21 protein-coding genes are annotated in these 23,524 nt (G+C 67.2%); 9 read left to right on the forward strand and 12 right to left on the reverse strand.

The genetic code is table 11. The annotated features are described in order from the left end of the window. Positions 1-179: 179 nt before the first annotated feature. Complete coding sequence (locus HYU53_04660) at positions 180-1,100, forward strand: FliA/WhiG family RNA polymerase sigma factor (GenBank protein MBI2220477.1); 921 nt, start codon at positions 180-182, stop codon at positions 1,098-1,100. On the opposite strand, the gene HYU53_04665 is transcribed toward HYU53_04660, so the two are convergent. Further along, a complete protein-coding gene (locus HYU53_04665) occupies positions 1,060-2,604 on the reverse strand; it encodes a response regulator (GenBank protein ID MBI2220478.1) in 1,545 nt (514 codons plus the stop codon). The two genes, HYU53_04660 and HYU53_04665, sit on opposite strands and share 41 nt — an antisense overlap. 38 nt (positions 2,605-2,642) lie before the next feature. On the opposite strand from HYU53_04665, the gene HYU53_04670 reads away from it, so the two are divergent. The 4 genes from HYU53_04670 to HYU53_04685 all read left to right on the forward strand — a co-directional run bounded on the left by HYU53_04670 (position 2,643) and on the right by HYU53_04685 (position 5,940). Beyond that, the gene (locus tag HYU53_04670; GenBank protein ID MBI2220479.1) at positions 2,643-3,434 is read left to right on the forward strand and encodes an SDR family oxidoreductase; all 792 of its coding nucleotides are present in this window, start codon (positions 2,643-2,645) and stop codon (positions 3,432-3,434) included. Positions 3,435-3,575: 141 nt separating this feature from the next. Then, the gene (locus tag HYU53_04675; protein MBI2220480.1) at positions 3,576-4,052 is read left to right on the forward strand and encodes an Lrp/AsnC family transcriptional regulator; all 477 of its coding nucleotides are present in this window, start codon (positions 3,576-3,578) and stop codon (positions 4,050-4,052) included. Beyond that, positions 4,049-4,987: an EamA family transporter gene (locus HYU53_04680; GenBank protein MBI2220481.1), complete on the forward strand. Its 939-nt coding sequence runs from the start codon at positions 4,049-4,051 to the stop codon at positions 4,985-4,987. Before HYU53_04675 ends, HYU53_04680 begins: the two co-directional genes overlap by 4 nt. Beyond that, a complete protein-coding gene (locus HYU53_04685; GenBank protein ID MBI2220482.1) occupies positions 4,984-5,940 on the forward strand; it encodes an HD domain-containing protein in 957 nt (318 codons plus the stop codon). The genes HYU53_04680 and HYU53_04685 overlap by 4 nt, the downstream gene beginning before the upstream one ends. Here the strand turns inward: HYU53_04685 and HYU53_04690 are convergent. Further along, positions 5,921-6,067, reverse strand: coding sequence for a lmo0937 family membrane protein (locus HYU53_04690; protein ID MBI2220483.1), 147 nt, complete (start codon positions 6,065-6,067; stop codon positions 5,921-5,923). The genes HYU53_04685 and HYU53_04690 overlap by 20 nt on opposite strands. A gap of 232 nt (positions 6,068-6,299) precedes the next feature. Here HYU53_04690 and HYU53_04695 point away from each other — a divergent pair, with 232 nt between their 5' ends. Continuing rightward, a complete protein-coding gene (locus tag HYU53_04695; protein ID MBI2220484.1) occupies positions 6,300-6,767 on the forward strand; it encodes a hypothetical protein in 468 nt (155 codons plus the stop codon). Here the strand turns inward: HYU53_04695 and fabZ are convergent, their stop codons facing one another. Beyond that, positions 6,768-7,214: a 3-hydroxyacyl-ACP dehydratase FabZ gene (fabZ, locus tag HYU53_04700; protein MBI2220485.1), complete on the reverse strand. Its 447-nt coding sequence runs from the start codon at positions 7,212-7,214 to the stop codon at positions 6,768-6,770. It abuts the gene before it with no gap. A gap of 28 nt (positions 7,215-7,242) precedes the next feature. Here fabZ and HYU53_04705 point away from each other — a divergent pair, with 28 nt between their 5' ends. Further along, positions 7,243-8,997 (forward strand): GAF domain-containing protein, encoded by a 1,755-nt coding sequence (locus HYU53_04705; GenBank protein MBI2220486.1) that lies wholly within the window; start codon positions 7,243-7,245, stop codon positions 8,995-8,997. A gap of 33 nt (positions 8,998-9,030) precedes the next feature. Here HYU53_04705 and HYU53_04710 read toward each other — a convergent pair whose 3' ends face one another. Beyond that, positions 9,031-9,393, reverse strand: a complete 363-nt coding sequence (locus tag HYU53_04710) for a hypothetical protein (GenBank protein MBI2220487.1) — start codon at positions 9,391-9,393, stop codon at positions 9,031-9,033. A gap of 484 nt (positions 9,394-9,877) precedes the next feature. On the opposite strand from HYU53_04710, the gene HYU53_04715 reads away from it, so the two are divergent. Further along, a complete protein-coding gene (locus tag HYU53_04715) occupies positions 9,878-10,708 on the forward strand; it encodes a PDZ domain-containing protein (protein ID MBI2220488.1) in 831 nt (276 codons plus the stop codon). On the opposite strand, the gene HYU53_04720 is transcribed toward HYU53_04715, so the two are convergent. Continuing rightward, positions 10,705-11,871, reverse strand: coding sequence for a GAF domain-containing protein (locus tag HYU53_04720; GenBank protein MBI2220489.1), 1,167 nt, complete (start codon positions 11,869-11,871; stop codon positions 10,705-10,707). The genes HYU53_04715 and HYU53_04720 overlap by 4 nt on opposite strands. Positions 11,872-11,904: 33 nt before the next feature. On the opposite strand from HYU53_04720, the gene HYU53_04725 reads away from it, so the two are divergent. Next, positions 11,905-12,834: a diacylglycerol kinase family lipid kinase gene (locus HYU53_04725; GenBank protein ID MBI2220490.1), complete on the forward strand. Its 930-nt coding sequence runs from the start codon at positions 11,905-11,907 to the stop codon at positions 12,832-12,834. Here the strand turns inward: HYU53_04725 and HYU53_04730 are convergent. From HYU53_04730 to HYU53_04760, 7 genes are all read right to left on the reverse strand, one after another. Beyond that, positions 12,794-13,516, reverse strand: coding sequence for a cytochrome c biogenesis protein CcdA (locus HYU53_04730; protein MBI2220491.1), 723 nt, complete (start codon positions 13,514-13,516; stop codon positions 12,794-12,796). The genes HYU53_04725 and HYU53_04730 overlap by 41 nt on opposite strands. Before the next feature lie 3 nt (positions 13,517-13,519). Next, positions 13,520-15,298 (reverse strand): molybdopterin-dependent oxidoreductase, encoded by a 1,779-nt coding sequence (locus HYU53_04735; protein MBI2220492.1) that lies wholly within the window; start codon positions 15,296-15,298, stop codon positions 13,520-13,522. A gap of 713 nt (positions 15,299-16,011) precedes the next feature. Beyond that, positions 16,012-18,744 carry a hypothetical protein gene (locus HYU53_04740; GenBank protein MBI2220493.1) on the reverse strand — a complete coding sequence of 911 codons (2,733 nt, stop codon included), beginning with the start codon at positions 18,742-18,744 and terminating at the stop codon, positions 16,012-16,014. Between the two features lie 11 nt (positions 18,745-18,755). Further along, positions 18,756-19,946 carry a serine/threonine-protein phosphatase gene (locus tag HYU53_04745; protein MBI2220494.1) on the reverse strand — a complete coding sequence of 397 codons (1,191 nt, stop codon included), beginning with the start codon at positions 19,944-19,946 and terminating at the stop codon, positions 18,756-18,758. A 35-nt stretch (positions 19,947-19,981) separates the two neighbouring features. Beyond that, the gene (locus tag HYU53_04750; GenBank protein MBI2220495.1) at positions 19,982-21,175 is read right to left on the reverse strand and encodes a glycine C-acetyltransferase; all 1,194 of its coding nucleotides are present in this window, start codon (positions 21,173-21,175) and stop codon (positions 19,982-19,984) included. An 82-nt stretch (positions 21,176-21,257) separates the two neighbouring features. After that, entirely contained in the window at positions 21,258-22,262 is a 1,005-nt protein-coding gene (locus tag HYU53_04755; protein MBI2220496.1) for an AI-2E family transporter, read from the reverse strand. Beyond that, on the reverse strand, positions 22,263-23,477 hold the full coding sequence (locus tag HYU53_04760; GenBank protein ID MBI2220497.1) for an aminotransferase class I/II-fold pyridoxal phosphate-dependent enzyme: 1,215 nt from the start codon (positions 23,475-23,477) through the stop codon (positions 22,263-22,265). Positions 23,478-23,524: the final 47 nt, after the last annotated feature.

Raw genomic sequence — 23,524 nt, forward strand, 5'->3', positions numbered from 1 at the left:
GTCGCTGCGCGTCTCTTCACAGAGTGGCACACCATATAAATCATTGTAAATTAAGTAGTTAGTGTCCTCTATCGCCGGGCTTGGCTTTCGTTCTCTCTACGCTTGGGCTGCTGGTACCGCCGTTGCCATCACAGGGCTCGCCTCCGCCACGCGTGCCGCGGAGGAAGGAGACCATGGAGATGCACCGCCAGCCCCTGACCAGTCGAGAGTCCGACCGGATCGTCGCCGGCTTGCCTTTTGTCGAGTCGCTTGCCCGGCGTGTCGCCGCCTCGATGCCCCACTCGATCGACATCGGCGATCTGGTGCAGGACGGCATGATTGGTCTCATCGACGCCGCGCACCGTTTCGACGAGGACCGCGGCATCAAGTTCGAGACGTTTGCCGAGCGCCGCGTGCGCGGGGCGATGATCGACGCGCTGCGCCGCGAGGCCTGGCCCCGCGGCGTGCGCCGCGTCAGGCGTGAGCTGGAAGCCGCGCGCGAGCAGCTCCGCCGTGAGCTTGGCAGCGAGCCGAGCCTCGCCGACCTGGCGGCTCGAGTGGGTTCTGACGAGGCACGGCTCAACAGGACCATCGTGCGCATCCACACGATCGAGTCCACTTCCCCGCTGTCGGCGGGCGAGCACCCGGATGCCGCCGCGCTGCCGCCCGTGCTGGTGCCGTCCGAGCCCCCTGCACCCGACAAGGCGTACGAAGTTTCCGAGGTGAAAGCGCGGATTCGGGCGGCGATCATGTCGCTGCCGCCGCGCGAGCGGAAGGTAGTCTCCCTCTACTACTTCGGCGAGGTCACGATGAAGCAGATTGGCGCGGAGATCGGTGTCAACGAATCGCGCGTCTCCCAGCTTCACGCGCGCGCCATCCAGCGGCTGCGCAAGGCGCTCGGCGCCGAAGGCGCGAGCGGCCAGCAGGCCCGCGGCGACGTCGTGGAAATCGGGGCGGTCCTGAAGATGGCGAAGGCCAGCCTGGCGCCGAGGAAAGATGCTGCGAGCGCCGACCACGGGGGCCGGGGCGTGGTGCTGAACTACACGCGACCCCAGGTGGCGCGGCGCGCCGCCGGCCGCGTCACGCCACAATACCCTGCGCCACGCGCAGCAGCTCGCTGAGGCGGAACGGCTTGGCGAGCCACCGGCAACCCGTTTCCTCCAGGAAGCGCTCGGCCTCGGTTCCGGCCACGTCGCCCGTCATGAAGATGATTCGCTGGGCGAGGCCGGGTGCTCCCTCGACAGCCATTCGATAGAACGCCATCCCGTCCACGCGCGGCATCTTCAGGTCGCACACGATCACGTCGTAGGCGCGCTCGCGAACACGCGCGAGCGCCTCTTCGCCGTCACCGGCGCGATCCACTGTAAACCCGGCGTCGGCGAGCGCCTCGGCGACGGCGGTTGCCAGGGCGCTCTCGTCTTCGACCACCAGCGCCAGCGATCCGGACGTGACCGGGCCGGTGGCTCCGGGCGCGTCCGAGCGCGTCTTCATCGCACCGACCCCGGCGGGCACTTCCACGGTGAACGTGGCGCCCCGCCCCTCGTTCGACGTGACGCGAATCTCCCCGCCGTGCTCCTGCACGATGGCATATGCCACCGTCAGGCCCAGCCCCGTTCCCTTGCCGACCTCCTTGGTGGTGAAGAACGGGTCGAAGATCTTTGTCTGCACATCGTCCGGCACGCCCGGGCCATCGTCACTGACCTCGAGAATCACGACGTCGCGCTCGTTGTCGTACCAGGTGCGGACGATCAGCGAGCCGCGGCCGTTCGCCGCCAGCATGGCCTGCTCCGCGTTGATCACGAGGTTGAGGAGCACCTGCTGGATCTGGTGGGGGTCGGCGAAGACTTGCGGCAGCCCCGCCGCCAGCGCCTCGATCGTGCCGATGTTCGACACGCGCTGATCGTAGGCGCGCAACGCGAGCGTCTCGCGGACAACGGCGTTCAGGTCGACCATCGTGCGCGTCGTGTGCCGCTTGCGCGCGAACGTCAGCAGGTTGCGCACGATTCGCGCGGCGCGCTCCGACTGCTGCAGGATCGTGTCGAGCCCGCGGCGTGTATCGTCTGACACGTCGTGTTTTGCGAGCCGTTCAGCCCACGTGAGGATCGTGGCGAGCGGGTTGTTCAGCTCGTGTGCGACGCCGGAAATCGTCTGGCCGAGAGCGGCCATCTTCTCGGCTTGCAGCAACTGGTGGTAAAGGTCTCGCGCCTGCATCTCGAGCCGCTTGCGCTCGCTCACGTCGCGCATGAGGCTCGCCACGTGCAGCCCGCCGTCGGCGTGCGCGTCGGCATGGGCGGTGACCTCGGCCCACATGGGGCTGCCGTCGGCGCGCCGCAGTCGCAGCAGGTAATCCGTGACCGACCCGTCGCGTTGCAGGCGCGAGAAGAAAGCCTCGCGGGCCTGCGGATCGGAAAAGCGATCGGGATCGAATGGGCGCGGCGCGTCGGTCGCCGGATCGGCGGGGAACCCGAACATGAGCCGGAGGTGCGCGTTGGCCGCGATCGTCTCGGACGCCGCGGCCCCGTCCGGCGAGACGCGGCCGATGTACACGCCTTCGTGGACCGACTCGAACAGCCGCTGGTACGCGTCGGCAGACGATGGGGAGGATGGAGACTCGCGCCGCCTCACGCGGGCGGATTGTACCATCCGGCTGATAGACTTCGCCCATGTTCGACAAGAACCTGCTGAAGGGGCGCGTCGCGATTGTCACGGGGGGCGGGACCGGAATCGGCGAGGCCATCGCGACAGGGCTTGCGTCGGTCGGATGCCGCGTGGTCATCGCCAGCCGCAACGCGGAGCATCTCGAGGCCGGCGTGGCCGCGGTGCAGCGGTCGGGTCAGGAGGCCAGCGCGTTCCAGGTGGACGTCCGCGATCCGGAACAGGTGGACGCCATGGTCGCGCACGCCGTCCGCACGTTCGGTCGCGCCGACATCCTCGTGAACAACGCCGCGGGCAACTTCGTCTGCCGTGCGGAAGAGCTTTCACCGAACGGCTGGAATGCGGTGATCAGCATCGTGCTGAACGGCAGCTTCTACTGCGCGAGGGCGTTTGGCCGTCACCTCATCTCGCGAGGGCAGGACGGGGCGATCGTCTCGGTGCTCGCCAATTACGTGTGGACCGGCAGCCCCGGCACGATTCACTCGGCGGCGGCAAAGGCCGGAGTGATGTCGATGACGCAGACGCTGGCCGTCGAATGGGCGCAACACCGGATCCGCGTCAACGCGGTCGCGCCCGGGCCAATCGAATCACCTGGCGCCGCGCGGCAGTTGTGGAGCACGCCCGCAGCGGTGGAAAGGATCACGCGCGCCGTGCCCCTGGGGAGATGGGGGCGTCCATCCGAGGTCGCCGACGCCGTCACCTTCCTCGCGTCGCCGTTGGCCGGGTTCATCACTGGAGAAACGCTCACCGTCGATGGCGGGAACTGGATGGGCAGAGGGCCGTACGGATTCCTCGAGTAGCGAGGCATTTCTCGGATTACAACATCAATAATATCAATTGTTTAGCTCATCACGACTGCACTGTTGGCGCACGCGCTTGGTGGGCGTCAATATTTCGATCTGTTTCTGAAGTATTATTCATATATGAGGGCAATAAACAGAATAAAAGACGATATAGATATTAAAATTCTGAATTATCTTCAGATAAATGCCCGCATTTCAAACGTCGAAATCGCCAGGAAGGTGGGGCTTGCGCCCTCAGCGGTGTTGGAGCGCATCCGGAAGCTGGAGCAGGGCGGGGCGATTCGCGGCTACGTGGCGCTCATAGACCCCGGAGTGGTTGGCCAGCGGATGCTGGCGTTCATTGCCGTGCAGACGTCGGATCTTCCCGGCGAGGAGCGGATCGCGCGGACGCTCGCGCGCATGCCGGAAGCGCTGGAGGTGCATCACGTCGCGGGCGAGGACTGTTTCCTCGTGAAGGTACGCGCGCGCGACGCGGAGCACATCGGCGAGCTGCTGAAGAAGAAGATCGGCCGCATTCCGGGCGTGCGCTCCACGCGCACGACCATCGTGCTCGGGACCGAGAAAGAGACGCCGATTCTGCCGATGGAAGCGGGCGGCGAAGAGACTGCGCCGTGAGCCCGCACGGATTGTCGCAGCGGCAGAAGGCGATCGGCGCGTTCCTGGCGGTCTGCCTGATCTGGGGCACCACGTACCTGGCCATCAGGGTCACGCTCGAGACGATGCCGCCGTTCCTGATGGCGGGTCTGCGCTTCACGCTCGCCGGCGCGCTCTTCGCGGCGGGGCTCGCATCTCGAGGCCGCGGCCTGCCGGCGGTCCGCTTCTGGTGGCCCCTCACCGTCATGTCTTTTCTGCTGCTCGTGCTCGGCAATGGCGGCGTAGTGTGGGCCGAGCAATACGTCACCAGCGGTATGACGGCGGTGATCGTCGCCTCGAATCCCTACTGGATGGTTGGTGTCGAAGCGCTGGCGGGAGGCGACCGCATCACCGGGCGCGCGCTCCTGGGCTTGACGATCGGCTTCAGCGGCATCGTGCTGCTCGTCTGGCCGGAGCTCGGTGGTGGCGGCGCAACGGCGAGCGGATTCGTGGCGGGGATCGTCGCGCTGCAGATCGCGTGCGCCGGCTGGGCGTGGGGATCGTCCTGGTCGAAGCGCCACACCCAGGATCAGGATGTCTTCACGACGACGGCGCTGCAGATGCTGCTTGCGGGCGTGATGCTGCTTGCCGTGGGTACGGCGCTGGGCGAATGGAAGGATCTGCGGTTTTCCGCGCGAAGCGTGACGGCATTTTTCTACCTGGCAACCGTCGGGGCGATCGGCGGCTTCGCGGCCTACGCATACGCCCTGAAGCACCTGCCCATGGCACTGGTTTCGCTATACGCCTACATCAACCCGATCATCGCCGTGGCGCTCGGCATGCTTCTCCTGGGAGAGCCGTTCAGCGCCCGCGCGGGAGCGGCGGCCGCAATCGTCCTGGCAGGCGTGGCGTTCGTCCGCACGCCCGCGCTCGAGGAACGGGTTCCGGAAACCGCTAGAATGAACCGGTCACGATGAACAGGCTTCCACGAATCATGGACCTCGGCGCCGGATCGGCGGGCTGGGGCTTCTACCTGTGTGCCCGCAAGGAGCTGCGCTCGGGGCGGAGCGGAGACTTTCTCTCGGTCGTCTTGCAGGACAACTCCGGGCAGATCACCGCGAAAGTCTTCCAGGATGTTGACGTCCTGCGCGGGGAGTTCGATGCCGGCGAGTTCGTCAAGGTCCTGGGGCGGGGGAGCGTGTACAACCAGCGGCTCGAGCTCGTTCTGGACAAGATCCGTCGCGTGCAGGAGCGCGACCGCAGCGATGGTTTCCGCGAAGAGGACTGCATCCCCTGCGCGCCGCGCCCGATCGAGGAGATGTGGGGGGAGCTCGAGGCGCTTGTCGCGCGGGAAGCCCGGAACCCATGGGTGCGCGAGCTGCTCTCACGGGTCCTGGCGAAGTACGGCGAACGGCTGCGCGTATGGCCGGCGGCGCAGATGGTGCACCACGCCTATCGCGGCGGGCTGCTCGAGCACGTGTTGAAGATGGCGGAGGTCGCCGTGCCGCTCGCGCGGGCCTACGGCGCCGATGCGGATCTCGTGCTCGCCGGCGCGTTGCTGCACGACATCGGCAAGCTGGAGGAGCTCGACTACGAGTGCGTGGCGCAGTACTCCACCGCGGGGAACCTCCTGGGGCACATCACGCTCGGCGCGCAGATCGTCCGCGATGAAGCGTCTCGGATCGAGGGCTTCCCCGAGGCACTCATCGTCCAGATTTCACACCTGGTGCTGTCGCACCACGGTTCGAAGGAATTCGGCTCACCCGTCGAGCCGATGACCGTCGAGGCCTTCATCCTGGCGGCGGTCGACGACCTGGACGCCAAGATTCACCAGGTGCGCCGGCACGTCGCCGAGGACGAAGGCGAGGGGGATTTCACCGGCTATCACCCCCGCCTCAGGCGTGTGCTCTTCAAACCGTCCGGCCGCTGATCAGGCGCACGAGGAACAGGATCACGGCGATCACCAGGAGAACCCAGATGAAGTTCCCCAGGGTGTAGCCACTGACCATCCCCAGCAACCAGAGCACGATGAGGATGATCGCAATCGTTTCGAGCATGGTTTCGCTCCTCTCGCCTCAGCCGAAGTGCAACGGGAGTGCCACGGGAGCGCGACGCGCAACCATTCGCGCGCTAGTTGCAGTCGCCGCAGGCGTTATCGCGCTCGGTGGTCGCGCTTCGGCGCAACAAGCTCAGCGGGCAAGTGGGAACTCGGAAGGCCATCCAGTCGTACGCACGTTGACGTTTCTCGGCGGTGGAGCGACCGGACTGGGTCTGCACGAGGGAGCGCACGTGGCGTTCGACCTGGCGTTCGGCGCGCGCCCCGGTGTGAAGCGCGTGGACTATCTGGGGATTCCGTTCTTCGCCGTGACGCACCACCCGGTGTCGCGGCGCCGCGAGTTCACGATTTCCTCCGCAGGATTCTGGGCGCAGCACGCGACGAGCGAGTGGCTCCTCACCACGCGCCCCAATATCCGGCGCGCGCGTGCGCCGTTTGCCAAAGGCCTCCTAGCATTCAACGTGCTGGCGTCGGTGGCGTACGGAGGCGCTGCGCTGACGCGGACCGGCCCCGCTGAACGCGACACGCGAGGCCTGGCGGCGAGCTTCGGCCCGCGAGGCATGGACGAACGGTGGGCGGGAGTCCTGGTGCTTGCCCCCGCCGCTCTCGACGCGTACCGGTATTTCTCGCCCGACGCGAAATGGGCCGCATGGGCCTCGCGGGCGGTGAAGGTGGGAATGGTGCTGATGGTGATGCGGTAGTCAGGCGCGCGGGCCGAGCGCGAAGGTCATGGTGCCTTCCACCGCAACCTTCCCGTTCACGCGCGCCACCCCGCGAAGCACGCCCATCCGGCTGCGCAGGCGCCGGACGGTCGCCTCGATGACGACAACGTCCCCCGGATGCACGGGGCGCCGGTAGCGCACCCGCTGAATCCCCATGAAGAGCGCGAGCTTCTCGCGATTTTCCGGCTTCGCCAGGATCATGATCGCGCCGACCTGCGCCACCGCCTCGGTGAGAATGGTCGGCGGCAGCACGGGACGGCCCGGCCCCACGTGCGACAGGTACCGTTCGTTCATCGAGACGCTCTTGATGCCGACGATGCGCTTGTCGGGTTCGAGCTCGATGATGCGATCGACGAGCAGGAAGGGATAGCGATGGGGCAGGATGCGCTCGATCGCGGAGTAGTCCAGGGGCAGCGTCAGGTCCATGGCCAAATCCTGAGTATAATTCATCTTTTTGATGACCGTTCGCGCCAGCGATCAGCAGTTAATCAGCACGCTCTTCGACCTCGGACGCCAGGTGACGTCCGTGCTCGACTTCGACGAGCTGATCCAGCAACTCCCGCAGTTGATCTCCCGTCTCATTCGCTTCGATGCCTTCACCGTCTACCTGCTGGACGGGAAACGTGGCGAGCTGCGGGAAACAGGCGGCGTCGGATATCCCAAGGGTGACCGACCTTTCACGCTGAAGATCGGCCAGGGGATCGTCGGCGCCGCGGTGGCGGAACAGCAGCCGATCCTCGTCAACGACGTGCTGTCGGATCCCCGGTACGTCGAAGTCGTTCCCGGCATCCGCTCCGAGCTGGTGATGCCGCTGATCCACCAGGCGCGGGCGATCGGCGCGCTGAACCTCCTCAGCTCACAGCCGGGGCAGTTTTCCGAAGAGGACGTCCCGATCGTGAGGCAGTTCGCCGCGCACGTCGCCGTGGCCCTGGCCAACGCGCGCCTGTTCGTGCGCGAGCGCGCGGATGCGGAGGCCTTCGAGACGCTGGCCGAGATCGGCAGGGAAGTCGCGGCAGTGCTCGAGGTGGACGAGCTGCTGGCGCGAATCGCGCAGCTGGCCAGGCGGGTGATCGACTACCGGACGTTCGGCATCTTGCTGCTCGACGAGCCACGCGGGATCCTGGAGATGAAGCTCGCCGTGCAGTACGGCGAGAAGGTGCAGATTCCCAACGTGAAGCTCGGCGAGGGCATCACGGGATACGCGGCGCTGCACAAGGAGCCGGTGCTGGTCCCCGACGTCTCCGCGGACCCGCGATACCTCCCGGTCGTCCCGGACGTCCGCTCCGAGCTGGCGATCCCGCTGCTGCTGAAGGACCGGTGCATCGGCGTGTTCGACCTGGAGAGCCCCGAGCTGGACGCGTTCAGGAAGCGCGATATCGAGATTCTGACGCTGCTTGCCAGCCAGGCGGCGGTGGCGATCGACAATGCACGGCTGTACCAGGAGCTCCGCGAAAACGAGGCGCGGATGGAAAAGGAGCTGCGCTTTGCGCAGCGCGTCCAGACCGCACTCCTGCCGACGGAGCTGCCGAAGAAACTGAAGTCGATTGACGTGGCAGCCGCCTTCGAGCCCGCGCGCGAGCTGGGTGGTGATTTCCACGACTTCCTCATGCCCGACTCGAACACGCTGGTGGTCGCCGTGGGGGACGTGTCGGGGAAGGGAGTGCCGGCGGCCCTCTACAGCGTGTTCGCGGCGGAGCTCGTGCGGAGCCGTACGTTCAGGCGCAAGTACCTGCCGGAGCGATCGTCGCCGGCCGGCGTGCTCTCGTCGATCAACACGATCCTGAACCAGCGACAGCTCGAGGAGTACTACTGCACGCTGTGTTACACGAACATCGACCTGAAACGCCGGGTGGTGACCATCGCCAACTCCGGCCTGCCGTACCCCGTGCGCTGCACCGCCACGACGTGCGCGCAGATCGAGCTTCCCGGCGTGCCACTCGGGTCGTTTGTCGGGAGCACGTACGACGAGCTGACGCTGCCGCTCAAGGCGGGCGACACCTACGTGTTCTGCTCTGACGGCATCTTCGAGGCGTTCGACGTGAATGGGTGTGAATTCGGCGCCCGCCGGCTGCTCCAGGTCATCGACAAATACCGCGACGCCACCGCGCGCCAGATGGTCGATGCGATCATGGGCGCGACCCGCGACTTCCGCGGGGAGGCGCCCCAGAACGACGACATGACGGCCGTTGCCATCCGCGTCGCCGCCTAGGTAGAAGATTCTGCGGTTGATACGGCGCGCAGGCTAGTAGCCGTACCCGCGCTTGATATCGAGCTTGTGCTGTTGCAGATGCAGCCCGACGGCGGTACCGCCGAAAGTGGCGAGCTCATTGACCCGCCCCTTGACGCGGACTCGAGCGCCTTTGGTCGGGATGCGACCCCCCTGCGCGACCACCGTCAGCTCGCCTGAACCGTCGTCGACCTTGTAAAGCCGGTAGGGCAGCAGCGGTACGCCCCATGAGCTGGTGACCACACCCTCCACGCTGACGGTCTTGTTGTAATAGCGGCCGGGATTCGCGCGGAGCTCCCCGATTCTCGGCGTTCGCAGCGCGCAGCCGCCGAACGAAATGGCGAGAATGGCGGCGAGGACGAGTTTCAGGATTCTCACAGCAAACCACCCGAGTACGTTCAAGGCCAAGCCTGCCGCCCCGCGTCCGCCGCAAGCCTTGCGCGAAGGCAGAGCCGCTAAAGCAGGCCACCCAAAAGTTGCAAGCCTGCCGCCCCGCGTCCGCCGCAAGCCTTGCGCGAAGGCAGAGCCGCTAAAGCAGGCCACCCAAAAGTTACAAGCCTGCCGCCCCGCGAGGAGAAGAAATGCCGCGACGGATCGCCAACGCCCGGTGAGTTAAGACGGGATGCGGCGATGCCAGCGCCTGCCTGAGGTTACGCACCCCGTTGACCCGTCGCGACTGCTGGCCTCCTCATCAAAAGCTGTGCCTCTGTTTTTCCGAGGATTTCAGCAGGGCCGACGCCTCGTGCGTCCTGCGCCGGGGACGCCGCTGACCTCCGGAGCGAACGTTTCCCGGCGCGCCAGCGCGAGCCTGGAACAACCTTTTGGAGATCGGGCGCGTCTGATCCCATGGAGGTCAGAACTCATGCACAGGTGGAGGGTAGCGGCCCGCCTCGTCGCGGCCGTCGCCGTTGTGGCGGCGCTCGCGGCGGTTGCGCCCGGCCTCTACGGGCAGGATCGCCGGCCATCGCCGCGTGGCGATCGCGCACGTTTCGCCGGGTGGTTCGGCGGGCAGATCGGGATCACGGTGTCTGACGCGGAGTCAACCGGCGGCGTCGTCGTGGACGAGGTCCGGTCGAACAGTCCCGCGGGGAAAGCCGGTGTCAGGGAAAAGGACGTCATCATCGAATTCGACGGCGAGCGTGTGCGGAGCGCGCGGCAGTTCGCGCGGCTCGTGGATGAAACGCCCCAAGGGAAGCCGGTCAAGATGGTCCTGCAGCGGAGCGGCCAGCGCACGACGGTCGACGTGACGCCGGAAGCGCGGGCGTTCGGCCGGGTCATGCCGCTCGAGCGATTCACGATGCCCGAGATGCCCGAGATGCGCAACCTCGAACGGCACCTGGCACTGCCTGAAATCGAGGTCTACACGTCGCGCCAGGCGCGTCTTGGCGTGCAGCTCGAGGACCTGGAAGATCAGTTCGCCAGCTACTTCGGCGTGAAGCGCGGGGCGCTGGTCACCAACGTCGCAGACGGCTCGCCGGCGGCACGAGGGGGCCTCAAGGCTGGCGACGTCATCACGAAGATCGCGGACGAGACGGTTGAGAGCACGGGCGATGTGCGCCGTGAGATCCGGCGGATCGATGACGGCAGGGAGTTCGCGGTCGAGATCGTGCGCGATCGGAAGCCGATGACGCTGAAGGTCAAGCTGGATCCGCGGCCGGCAGCGCGCCGGCCGGGCACCGTGACCCCGTACTAGTTGGCTTTGGCGCGGGGCGCCGCAGCGGGCGCGGCGCCAACGAGCATCGCGAGCTGCGCCGCCATGATGGCGGCCACCGCCCGGACATCCTCGGATTGCTCGCGCTCGTGCCGGACCTCGGCGGCCATCACTCCCGCGCACCCTCCGGGGGTCACGAGCGGCGCGACGATCGCGCCGCTCGTCAGCACGTCCCCCTTCACCGTGTGCACCTTGCCCTCGCGATAGGCTGCTGCGGTGGCGTTGTCCGCGTCGCCTGGGATCGTTCCCATCCGCGCCAGCGCGGCCCCGGTGTAGCCGTGCGCCGCGGTCGGGATCAGCTCCCGGCCGTCCGGGTCCGCAATCCACAGAATGATGCCGGACGCGTCGAGAATTCGCGCGGCGCGGTCGAGCAGGACGTGGATCTCGCGCGGGTCCGTCACCCGCGCCAGGTCGGCGCACAGCGCCGCAGCCGCCGGGAGGTCGACGGCCGGAAACGGCGCTCTCGGCGCGTCCAGCGTCAGGGTCAATCCGGACAGGTCGCCAGCCGGTTCCGACGCGACGTCCTGGGCGAAGTCCCCTTTCACCGGCCGGGTACCGGCCGCAAACGCGAGGATCAGCATGAAGAAGATCCCCAGGCCGGAGGTGCCCGCGGCCAGCAGTCGCTTCCGCGATTCGATGGCGCCGGCGAGCCGCGCGCGGTGCGGCAGTTCCGAAGCCCGGGCCGCGTCGAGCTCGGCCGCCACCGCCTGGCTCATTTCGAAGCCATCGGCGAAGATCACGTCCGATGCAAGGAGGCGCTGTCCCGACACGGCATAATCACGCGCGCGGCGATCCATCCGCGCGAAATCGTCGAGCGCGACGAGGGCGGCATCGATTCGGGCGCCGGCTTCGGGCGACTGCGCCTGCTGGCGCAGTGCGGTGAGCCGTACCCTCAGCGAGTCGAGAGACGCCGAGACGCGCGTCGTCCAGTAGTCGGTGCCCTGCCCGATCGCCACGTACGCCTGCTGCGCGGCGCGGGTGTCGGCGATCGACACGCCGGCCGCACGGGCATCACGCTCGAAGGCCGCCAACTCGTTGTGATGGGATGCGAGCGCGCGTTCCGCGCGCAGGTACTGCCAGGCCGCCGCCCCGACCGAGAGGGCGAAGAGAACGGCTACGGTCAGCCGCGCTCCGCGTCTGCTCATGATCGCGCCTCCGGGACGTTACTATAGCACCGCGTGAAAGCAGCAGCCCTGATCATCAATCCCATATCCGGAGCGGGCGCCGACACGCACGCGGCCGAACGGCGGGCGGCGTTGGCGCGCGAGGTGGCCGGGCGCGCCGGCCGTGCGATCGAGATCGCCGTCACCTCCCGCGCAGGGCACGCCCGCGAGCTGGCCGAAGCGTTCAAGCGCGCCGGCGCGCCCGTCGTGATCGTGTGGGGCGGAGACGGCACGGTGAACGAGGCTGCGTGTGCCCTTGCTCACTCGGGCGTGCCGCTGGCCATCGTCCCGTCCGGCTCGGGGAACGGGCTGGCGACGGAGCTGCGGTTCGCCGTCGATCCCGCGGCGGCGCTCGAGGGGGCGCTCCACGGCAGCGACCGGCGGGTGGACGCCGGTGAGATGAACGGCCGTCTCTTCGTCAACATCGCGGGCATTGGCTTTGACGGCCATGTCGCCCACCAGTTCCAGCGGCTGCCCAAGGGCAGGCGCGGCGGCCTGCCGTACCTCATGATCGGCCTGCGATCGGTCTGGCGATACCGCGCCGCGCGCTACACGATCGACGCCGGCGGCGAGCGCTGCGACACGGAGGCCCTGATCGTCGCGTTCGCCAACGGCTGCCAGTACGGGAACAACGCCGTGATCGCGCCGCTTGCCTGCGTGGACGATGGGAAGCTGGAGATGGTGGTCGTGAAACCGTGGCCGGCCGCGGCAAACTTCGTGCGGCTGCACCACCTGTTCCGGCGGACGGCTCACCGCGCGCCGGGCGTTCTGACGCGGACCGTGGAACACGCACGCGTCACCAGCGACCATCCCATGGAGATGCACGTGGACGGGGAAATCGTAGAGCCCGCACGCGAAGCGGTCGTGCGCGTTTTACCGCGTGCCCTCACGCTGCGCAGCCCTGTCAGTACGTCGGCAGGTACGGCTCGAGATACCGCGCGATGATCGTGAATTGATTCGTGAAGATCAGGACGCCGATCGCGATGAGGAGCACACCCGAGGCGACTTCGACGGCGTGATAGTGCCTCCGGATGCGCGCGCTCGCGTGGAAGAAGCGATTCATCGCGAGCGCGGTCAGCAGGAACGGGATGCCCAGGCCCGCCGAGTAGACCGAGAGCAGCTTGACACCATCGCCGATCGTTTCCTGGCGTCCCGCCATCACGAGGATGCCGCCGAGGATCGGGCCGATGCACGGCGTCCATCCAAAGGCAAACGCGATCCCCACCACCATCGCGCCCAGCAGTCCCGCGGGCTTCCGCTGCGCATGCACGCGCTTCTCGGCGTCGAGAAAGGGCAGCCGGAACACGCCCATCGTGTGCAGCCCGAAGACGATGATCAGCACGCCGGCAATCTTGCCCAGAAGCGGCAAGCGGCTCATGAGGAACTCGCCGACGACGCTGGCCGACGCGCCGAGCGCAATGAACACGAGCGAGAAGCCCGCCACAAACGCCAGCGAGGATGAGAGCAGCTGCCAGCGCGAGCTGGAGCTCGCCGTTCCGCCGCGGAACTCCTCCATCGACAGCCCGGACACGAACGACAGGTAGCCCGGGATCAAGGGCAGCACGCAGGGGGAAATGAACGACAGGAAGCCCCCCACGAACGCGGCGAGGTATGACACTTCAGACATGTACTATTCGACGCGTCTCAGGAGGATGAGGTCCGGACGGGACGTCTTTTCCGGCTCGCCGGCGAATTTCACCGGGAGCAGGTCCTGGAACATGAAATCCCACTTCCACCGTTCCGACGGGTTGGACGCCTGGAGCCACGTCCGCGCCGGGACGGGACGCGTGAATTCGAGCGTCGCCATGGCGGCATATGCCGGATTCGACGACAGGGCGGAAGCGGCCGCGCCGCGCACGTGCGCCGCGTCCGTGTAGGTGATTGTGGACACGCCAAGCGACACCGCGACGTTCACCAGGATCTGCCAGTCTTCCGTCGCGTCGCCCGACGGGAGCAGCACCTGTGAGGCCGCCTGCACGCGTCCCTGGCCGTTGGTGTAGACGGCATCCTTCTCGACGTAGGCCGCGCCTGGCAGGATGAAGTCCGCCGCCTCGGCCAGCGGCGTCATCGACACACCCTGCACAACCAGGAGCGGCAACCGGCCTGAGCGGCGCGCGTCGATGAGCCAGTGCACGTCGCCGATGCTGTGCTCAGGCCCCGGGTCGAGCACGTACACCGCCTTCACGGCGCCGCTTTCGACCGCGGCGCGCAACGCGCCGGCATCCGGCTGCGCGGCACCGGCGGCGACAAGCCCGAGGTCGCGTGCGCCGTTCACGTTCGGCGCATCGACGGGGGGGACGGGGAACCGGGTGTTCGCCGGCTGCTGCTTCCGGCTCGACGTCCACGACACGGCGATCGGCGCGCCGCCGAGGGCGGAGGCGAGCTGCTTCACGAGGAACATTTCCTCGAGAGCGGCGTGGGCCGAGACGAGGAACCCGAGCCTGCCGCCGGACGCGTCGGCCCGCTCGCGCAGCTTCGCGAGCGCGTCGTGCCAGGCCATCGGCTCGAACGAGTTCGCGGCGCCGCGCACGAACGGCCTGCGGACGCGCTGCTCCCCTTCTACCCAGTGGAAGTTGAACCGGCCGATGTCGCACATCCAATAGCTGTTCACATCAGGGTTGAAGCGCGGCGTCATCCGGATCAGGCGCGCCCCCTTGGCCCACTCCGGCTTCGCCTTGATCCAGGCCGTCGTGTTGCAGCCCTTCTCGCACAGCGTGCAGATCGTGTCGACGGCGTGCGGGTTGTCCCACGGCCGCGACTTGAACCGGTAATCGCGCGTGGTAATCGCGCCTACCGGACAGACATCCATCAGATTCCCGGAGGTGAGCGAGTGCACCCCCTGCTCCTGGAAGGTGGCTATCTCGCTGCCGTTCCCGCGATCGATGATGCCGATTTGGGCGTCGCCATCGATCTCGCGCATGTAGCGCACGCACCGCGTGCAGAGAATGCAGCGGTTGCGGTTCAGCATCAGCGTGGGGCCGAAGTCCACGTCGGCGCGAACCCCCTCGCCGTCGAAGACGCGCCGCGGGAACTCCATCCGGCTGCGGTTGGGGCCGAACGTATACGAGAAGTCCTGGAGCGGGCACTCGCCCCCCTTGTCGCACACCGGGCAATCAAGAGGATGGTTGATGAGCAGGAACTCGAACACGCTCGCCCGCGCTTCCACGACCTCAGGCGTATCGGTGTAAACCACCATGCCGTCAGTGCATACCGTCGAGCACGACGTCTGCAGCTTCGGCATCTTCTCCACCTTGACGATGCAGACGCGGCAGGACCCGTCGACGCCGAGGCCGGGGTGATAGCAGTAGTAGGGCACCTTGATGCCGTGCTCGATCGCGGCCTGGAGGACGGTCCGGCCCTTTTCCACCGTGATCTGCCGGCCATCAATCGTGAGCGTGACGGTTTCCATAACCTTGAAATCTTATCAAAGACGGAAGGCGAAGGTTCAAAACGGAAGGTTCTAAACGGTGGGTTCAAAACGGTCGGTTCTGAACGGAAGGTTCAAAACGGAAGGTTCAAAACGGAAGGTTCAAAAATAGTGTTCTAAGAGTGGGTGTTACCAAAGTCCACCAGACATCGGGGACAGCTCAGCAAGTGCATATGCCTCGCTTGCTCAAGGCGCTCTTTGTCGCGGGACTCGATTGTCAGGCGGACCGCGCGGCGTGGCGCGCTTGTATGCGAGCATGCGTCAAGGCCCGGCTCAACGCGTCGATGTGGGCGGCGGTGGGCGGCGGACTAGGATCCGTAAGATATTGCGCCCTGAATGCCACCAGAGCAGGGGCCACTGGGCCGTACGTCGCCGCCGGCGTGTTCTTTGGATGTGTGTTACTCGGTGCGAGTATGACCGGGGGCACCGCGATCGTCTATCAGTTCGGCGCGCAGGATTCGTGCGATGCGGCCTCGAACTGCGGGCCTCAACCACCATGTTAGTGGGAGGGTGGAGGTGGCTATTTCGCTTGGTCCGTTTCGCCCGCTAGCTATCATCGTAGTGGGGTGCCTGACGTTCCTCCTTTCGATGATCGCCTTCGGCGCGATCGGCATCACGCTTTCTGTATCAGAACCTTCCGGCAGAACCTGTCGTCTTGAACCCCTCGTCTTGAACCCCCCGTCTTGAACCTTTCGTTACTTGAACTGCGCGAGCGTGATCCTATCCGGGTCGGGGTCGACGCGCCGGAGCTGCCCTTTGAGCGGCAGCGTGACCTCGGTACGACGCTCGCGGACGCGGATCTCGTGGGTATCCGACGCGCCCGAGACGTAGCGGACGGCCAGAGGAAACACCACGTCGAACAGCTCGGGTTGCTCCTGCTGGAAGACGAGGCGCACGACGGGCCCCCCGCTGCCCCCGCCCACGATCTGGTGATCGACGCGCACCGTTGGCAGGTCCGAGCTGAAAATCCACCCGTCGAAAAACCGATCCAACGTCTCACCCGACTCCGCCTCGAACGCCTTCCTCACGTCGTCGGTTCCCGCCTTGCGGAAGCGGGATTCGAAGTAGAGGCGCCGCAGCCCGCGGAAGAAGGCGGTGTCGCCGACGAGCCGCCGCAACATGTCGAGCACGACCGCCGACTTGTTGTAGAGGACCGCGCGGAAGGCGCGGCTGTCGCCGCGGATGTGGCCGAGGCGATACCCGAGGGAAATCGGTCCCTGGTTGCTGTAAGTGACGGCCCAACGGCGCATCTGCCGCAGCACGCTCATGAACGCGTCGGCCCCGCGTTCCTCCCTGCAATACAGCGCGGCGAAGTACTGCGCGAAGCCCTCGCTGATCCACTGCTCGTGGTAGTTCTGCCAGCCCACCGCCTGGCCCCACCACTGGTGCGCGATCTCGTGCGCGAGGAAGAACGACGGAAAACTCTCGAAGTTGACGGGATCGTTGCGCCACGTCAGGCTGCTCTGCACCGGCGGCTGGTTGAGGATCGCGAAGTAGGCCGGGCTGTGGCCGCCGGGCACCTCGCTCTCGGTCACCGCGAGCGTAAAGGCGGGGTACGGCGTGTCCCCCGCGACGCCCGAGTAAAACTGGAACATCGCGGCCGCGCGTTCCTGGAACGTCCTGCCGCGCGACTCCTGGCGGGGATTGGACGTGACAGCGAGGCGGACGAAGGTATCTGCAGCCCCGGCCTGGCTGCCGCTGCGCACGCTCGTCGCCGCCGATTCGGCCGACGGCGTCGTCATCCTGACGTTCAACACGTGCGGTCCGACGAAGCGGCTGATGACGCACGCCAGATAGCGGAGCGGCCGCCGCGCGTGAAAGGTGTACTGGCGCCAGCGCGTGTCGCCGCGCTCGATCGGCGTGCTCACGGTGCGCGTCTCCGTCAGCTCGCCGCTGCCGACGCACGCGAGATCCTCCGGGACGGTGACGCGCAGCATTGCCGTCGCGTAGTCGGTGACCGGCGCCTGCGGATACCAGTGCGCGCGGTTGCTGTAGATGTAGCGACGCTCGGGCTGCGCCAGCGGGAAATCGGACACGAATTCCTGCGTCTGGTCCGGCGCGACCGCGATCGCCTCGCGGTCCAGGACCTGCGGCCCGAGACGGCCGGCGTAGGTCACCGTCAGCGACAACTGCTGGTCCTTGAACGCCATTGACGGCAGGCTGACGATGATGCTGTTCTGGCCGACGACGCGGAAAAAGAGGAGCCGGCCCAATTGTGGCGAGCCGATGGACTGGACCGCGAGCGATTCAGCCAGCTTCAGGGTGAGGGTGCCGATCGACGGGGCCCGCACTTTGAGCGCGATCGTCGTCCGTCCCTCGACCCACTCGCGATCGGGGTTGAACGTCGTCGCGACGTCGTAGCTCTGAATGTCGTAGTCGGCCAGGTCGTCTTCGTCGTAGAACCGCCCGCGTGATTCGAGCTTCTGGGGAGACGGATACAGGGCGATGTTGCGGCGCCGGCGCCGATCGAACAGCGTCACGTCCTCCGCTTCGCTCGACGAGCGAGCGACGGTCAGCGTCCCGTGCTTCTTCGTGCGGACTTCGGCGAGAAAGTCCCCATAGCCCGGCGTGAGCGACCAGTTGCTGCCCGGTGACAGGTCGGTGGCGATCGCGAAGCTCTGCCCGATCTGCGAGTCGAAGAAGGCCCGAGCGCCGCGCGCGTCCTTTTCAGTGCCCTCGGTGGCGGTCAGCGCGCCGGAGGAGACGCGTTCGGCGTACTCAGCCGGGTTCAGGCGGACAAGAGCGGTGTCGAACGACGCCTCGAGCGTCTCGCTGCCCGCGAAGATCCGCACCTGGCGGCGCTCGGCAGCCGGCCCGGGCGAGAACCGCATCGTGCCGTTGCCCACGAGGACGAGCGCCGTCACTCCCGCCGCGGTTTCGGCGACGTACACACGCCCTTTCGGGAGGGTGAGCGAGAAATCGATCGAGGTAATCGTCAGATCGCGTGCGGCGAACGGCCGCGCGGTCTCGAGCTGCAGCTGGGAGAGGCCGTCGAGCGACGAGATCTGCTCCTGCCCGGAGATGAACCAGCGCTGCTCGTCCTCGCGCGAGCGCCGCACGTCGAGCCGCCAGGTGACGATCCGCCCCGAGCGGCCGCGTTCGAAGAGCGCCTCGACCAGCAGCCGGTGCCCTTCGCCCGCCACCGCACCGACCAGCGGCTGGCGGTCGCGTTCGCGAATCGTGACCTTGGTCATGCCCCCGGCGAACAGGGGCTTTGCAAAGGCTTCAGCCGCTTCGCTGTTCGCCCCGGGCGCCACGAGCGCGAGGTAGCCGTCGAGGCTCCCGCCCAGCAGGGCTTTCTCTATCTGCTGCAGGACGGTCGCGATCCCGTCGGTCGCAGGGGCGGTCTGCGCCGCGGCAGGGGCAAACGGCGCCGCGGCGGCAATGAACGCCAGCACTGCGATGCGCGCGCGCAGCAGGGAGGACACCACTCACCGTATTAGACGCCGGCGGGCGCCGATTGTATCGATCGTTTCAGCAGCAGGACGGTCAGGTCATCCGCGAATCGCGTGTCCTGCGCGTGGCGCTCGACCGCTGAGAAGATGAAGCGGCCGGCGGCGGCCAGATCCCCGGCGGAGAGGTTGTTCAGCGCGCGCTCGAGTCCCGCGTCTTCGAAGGGGTCGCCGTCGGGGTTCTCGGCCTCGGTGATGCCGTCCGAATACAGGACGAGCAGATCCTCGGCGTCGAGCGTCGCGCGCTCGGTGACGTAGGTGGACTGTTCGAACATCCCGAGCGCGACGCCCGTCGCCGGCAGACGCAGCGATTCTCCCGTCGCGGCGCGGCGGAGCAGCGGCGGCATGTGGCCGGCGTTCACGTAGGTGAGGTGGCCGCTCGCCGGATCGTAGATCCCAAAGAACAGCGTGATGAAGCGCGACGGGGGCGCATGCCGCGCCACCTGCGCGTTCAGGCGCTGCACCAGGTCGCCGGGCTCGAGCGCTTCGTCCACGAGCGTGCGGAGAATCGCGAGAAGCAACGCCATCAGCAGTGCCGCTGGACTGCCCTTGCCCGCGACATCTCCGACCGCGATGGCGAGACGCCCGTCGGGCAGCGGCAGGATGTCGTAAAAATCACCGCCCACGGTGTTCGCCGGCCGCGTCAGCCCGCACGCGGCGACCCCCGTCGCGCTCCATGTGCCCGCGGGCAGCATGGCCAGCTGGATGTCGCGCGCCACCTCGAGGTCCCCTTTGAGGGAAAGTCGATCCGCGACCTCGAGGAGGATCAGCAGGTTCAGGAGAATCAGGCTGCTGACGAGCCACAGCGTTCCCGGCACCCACGTGGGTGCGGGAAGCCGGACGTCGAAGATGGGGACGCCGGCAACCGGGACCGTGCGCGGCCCGAATCCGCGAAACAGGCTGAACAGGCCGAACACCGCCGCGACGAGCGCCGCCGCGTAGAGCACGCGGCGCGGCGGCGAGAGCCGCATGGTGAAGGCGAGGAAGAGCAGCCGCGCGTGCACCGCCCAGCGCTTGAACGCCGGCAGTTGCCGCATGGCATCGCGATCGATCCCCCGCGCGAAGAAGCGGTACGCCTCCGCCGTGTCCCTGGTCAGCAGCCGTTGAACGTCGTCGGCGGACAGATCTCCGGCGTAGTCGCCGAAGAACTTGCGGGCACGGGCGGTGAGCTTTCGCATGAACGTAGTTTTTCTTGGTTTTACCTTTTGCCTTTCTAAATTATCCCCAGCTCCCTCCCGACCTTCGCGAACACGTCGAGCGCGAACTGCAGCTCCTCGCGGGTGTGCGTCGCGGTGACGATCGTCCGGACGCGCGCCTTGTCTCGCGCGACGGTCGGGAACGCGATGCCCTGCGCGAAGACGCCTTCCTCGAACAACCGGTCGGAGAGCCTCATCGCCAGCGCGCCCTCGCCGGCGATCACCGGCGTAATCGGGCTCTCGCTGATGCCGGTGTTGAACCCGAGCTTCTGGAGACCGGCCTTGAAGAAGCGCGTATTCTCCCAGAGCCGGTCGATGATCTGCGGTTCTTCGAGAAGCACGTCGATGGCGGCGATGCACGAGGCGGCGACCGAGGGAGGGTGAGACGTCGAGAACAGGAACGGCCGTGCGCGGTGATGCAGGAACTCGACGAGGTTGCGGCTGCCGGCCACGTAGCCGCCAAGCGCGCCGACTGCCTTCGAGAGCGTCCCGACCTGCACGTGCACGCGGCCGTGGCAGTTGAAGTGATCGATCGTGCCCCGTCCGTTCTGTCCGAACACGCCGCTCGCGTGCGCGTCGTCGACCATCATGATCGCGCCGTGCTCCTCGGCGGCCGCGCAGAGATCCGGCAGCGGCCCGACGTCCCCGTCCATGCTGAACACGCCGTCGGTGATGAGGAGCCTGCGCGGGCCGGCGGGCAGATCCTGGAGGATCTTGCGCGCGGCCGCGACGTCGCGATGCGCGAAGACCTTGATCGTGGCGCGGCTCAGCCGGGCCCCGTCGATGATGCTCGCGTGGTTCAATTCGTCGGAGACGATGAAATCGTCTTTCGAGAGGACGGCGGACACCGTGCCCGCGTTGGCGGCGAAGCCACTCTGGAACACGACGACCGCTTCCGTCTTCTTGAACTCGGCGAGCTTCCGCTCGAGCTCCATGTGGATGTCCATCGTGCCGGCGATGGTGCGCACCGAGCCGGTGCCGGCGCCATATTTCTCGAGCGCCGCGCGCGCCCGCTCGCGCAGCCGAGGGTGAGTCGTCAATCCGAGGTAGTTGTTGGACGACAGGTTGACGACCGATCGGCCGTCGAAGGTCGTGCGCGCTTTCTGTTCATCCCCCAGGATGCGAAGGCGCCGATAGAGGCCCTGCTGTTTGAGTGAATCAAGCTCCTCGCCGAGATACGCGAGGGGATCGGTTCGCTGCGAGATGGCCATGATTGGCCAAGTATACGCCGCGCGTCAGCCCGCGTAGAGCCGTGCGGCCACGGCAGGATCGACGCGTGCCCGCGCGGGCACGTCAGTCCTGCTTGCCGATCGTTTCCTGGTAGATGACCTGCAGGATGGCCGCGGTGGGGATGGCGAGGATCGCGCCGAGCACGCCGAGCAGGTTCCCGCCGATGAGCAGCGACACGATCACCGTGACGGCGCTCACGCCGACCTGCCGCGACATGATCTTGGGCACGAGCACGTGGTTCTCGAGCTGCTGCTGCAGCAGGTAGAAGAGCGCGACCATGAGCGCCTTCTGGTAGGAGATGGTCAGGGCCACGGCGATGCCGGGTACCGCCGCGATGATCGGGCCGACGACGGGGATCATCTCGCCGACGCCGGCGATGAGCGCCAGGACGTAGAAGTACGGCACGCCCAGGATCCAGAGCCCGATGGCCGCGGTCGTGCCGATGGTGGCGGCCAGCAGCAGCTGGCCGTTGAGCCACGCGCTGACCTTGCGTGTCGCCTCGGCCGATGCGTTCGCAATCTGTGCGCGTCGCGGCTTCGGGAACAGCCGCAGGAACGTATTGCGCAGGCTGTCGGCCTCGAGCAGGAGATAGAACGTCAGGATGAGAATCGTCAGCACGCCAGCGAGGCCGCCGACGATCCCAAGCGCGGCGCCCGTGATCGTGCCCACCGCGCCGCTCGTGCCGGGCGCCTGTTCGACCGCCTCGCGCAGCGTGAGACGCTCCCGCAGGAGGCCTCTGTCGATCAGGTACTCCTGCGCGCGGTCGAACATGCGCGGCGCGGCATCCCAGAGTCCCTTCGCCTGCTCGATGAGCGGCGGGGCGACGAGCGAAATCACGATCGCCGCCGAGCCGAGGATCACGACGTACAGCAGCAGGATGGCAAGCCAGCGGGGAATCCGGCGCTGCCGCTCGATCAGGCGCACCACGGGCGAGAAACCGATCGCGAGCAGCCCCGAGATGTAGATGAGCAGCAGGACATGCCGCACGAGAAACGCGGCATAGAGGATCGCGACGGCGAGGGCCGCCACCGCGATCGTCCAGAGGATCGTCTGCTTCTGATCGCTCACTCAGCGCCCGAGGAAATCACGCGTGAAGGCCGCCATCGCATCGTAGACCCCGCTCAGCTCTTCCGGCGCGGCGAGAAAGACGAGACGCATGAATCCCTGCTCAGCGGGCAGCCCGAATCCGGAGCCGTAGACGCAGAGCACGCCGGTCGCGCGAAGCAGTCCGAGCACGTAGTCTTCGTCCGTCCGCCCCGGCGGAAGCTCCACCCGCGGCATCGCGTAGAAGGCCGCCGCCGGCGGGACGCACGAGATGCCCGGGATCGCGTTGAGCCGCGACGTGGTGAGCGCCGCGCGCTCGCGCAACGCCGCGCGAAACACCGCCTGGTGCGAGCGGTCGCCGGTGAGCGCGGCGACGATGGCGTGCTGCATGGGACCGGCCGCGCAGAGACGGCCGTCGGCGAGCTTCTTGATGGCGTCGAGCACACCGTCCAGCCGCGCGTTCCCTCCGACCGCCATCCAGCCGGCGCGCCAGCCAGGCGCGAGGTACGCCTTCGAGAGCGACGAGAACGAAATAATCGCCGCATCCCGGTCGAGGCTGGCCAGGGCGGGCACGGGACCGTCGTAGGCCAGATCGCCGTACACCTCGTCGGCGAGGATCGGGATGCCGTGCGACTCCGCCAGCGCGATCAGCTGCAGCCGAACGTCGGGCGGATACACGGATCCGGTCGGATTGTTCGGATCGATCACGACCAGCGCGCGCGTGCCCGGGTTGATCAGGGTGCGCATGTGATCGAGGTCGGGCAGCCAGCCGCGCGACGGGTCGACGCGGTAGTACGCGGGCGTCGCGCCGATCTTCGCCAGGACGGCGGTGTACAGCGGGTAGGTCGGCAGCGGCACGAGGACCTCGGTGCCGGGATCCACCAGCGCCTGGAGCGCGATCTCGATGCCTTCCGAGGTGCCCGACGTGATCACCACGCGGCCGGCGTCCACCGGCATGCCGCGCGAGGTCAGCTCGGCGGCGACGGCCTCGCGCGCGGGCGGAATCCCGGGCGACGGGGTATACCCGTTGTGACCGTCCCGTATCGCCCGCGTGACCGCTTCGACGAGGTGTGGAGGAGTGTGAAAGCCGAAGGGGATCGGGTCGCCAATATTGAGGTACCGGACCTTTCGCCCGGCCGCCTCGACCTTGCGCGCCTCCGCCACGATATTGCGGATCGCGTAGACGAACCCCCCAATCCGGCCTGCCACAGGGATGGCTGCGGCCGTTCGCGTACTCATTAGCAAGAGATGTTAGCTGCGTAAGTTTGTGCTGGCAATCAGCTGGA

This window comes from Acidobacteriota bacterium, from assembly GCA_016184105.1.
Lineage (GTDB): Bacteria > Acidobacteriota > Vicinamibacteria > Vicinamibacterales > 2-12-FULL-66-21 > JACPDI01.

Excerpts from the sequence above, each read along its gene's own strand:
- HYU53_04715 (MBI2220488.1), top strand. The coding sequence starts at position 9,878 with ATGCACAGGTGGAGGGTAGCGGCCCGCCTCGTCGCGGCCGTCGCCGTT.
- HYU53_04760 (MBI2220497.1), bottom strand. The coding sequence starts at position 23,477 with ATGAGTACGCGAACGGCCGCAGCCATCCCTGTGGCAGGCCGGATTGGG.
- HYU53_04745 (MBI2220494.1), bottom strand. The coding sequence starts at position 19,946 with ATGCGAAAGCTCACCGCCCGTGCCCGCAAGTTCTTCGGCGACTACGCC.
- HYU53_04720 (MBI2220489.1), bottom strand. The coding sequence starts at position 11,871 with ATGAGCAGACGCGGAGCGCGGCTGACCGTAGCCGTTCTCTTCGCCCTC.
- HYU53_04660 (MBI2220477.1), top strand. The coding sequence starts at position 180 with ATGCACCGCCAGCCCCTGACCAGTCGAGAGTCCGACCGGATCGTCGCC.
- HYU53_04750 (MBI2220495.1), bottom strand. The coding sequence starts at position 21,175 with ATGGCCATCTCGCAGCGAACCGATCCCCTCGCGTATCTCGGCGAGGAG.
- HYU53_04670 (MBI2220479.1), top strand. The coding sequence starts at position 2,643 with ATGTTCGACAAGAACCTGCTGAAGGGGCGCGTCGCGATTGTCACGGGG.
- fabZ (MBI2220485.1), bottom strand. The coding sequence starts at position 7,214 with ATGGACCTGACGCTGCCCCTGGACTACTCCGCGATCGAGCGCATCCTG.
- HYU53_04735 (MBI2220492.1), bottom strand. The coding sequence starts at position 15,298 with ATGGAAACCGTCACGCTCACGATTGATGGCCGGCAGATCACGGTGGAA.
- HYU53_04730 (MBI2220491.1), bottom strand. The coding sequence starts at position 13,516 with ATGTCTGAAGTGTCATACCTCGCCGCGTTCGTGGGGGGCTTCCTGTCG.
- HYU53_04685 (MBI2220482.1), top strand. The coding sequence starts at position 4,984 with ATGAACAGGCTTCCACGAATCATGGACCTCGGCGCCGGATCGGCGGGC.
- HYU53_04690 (MBI2220483.1), bottom strand. The coding sequence starts at position 6,067 with ATGCTCGAAACGATTGCGATCATCCTCATCGTGCTCTGGTTGCTGGGG.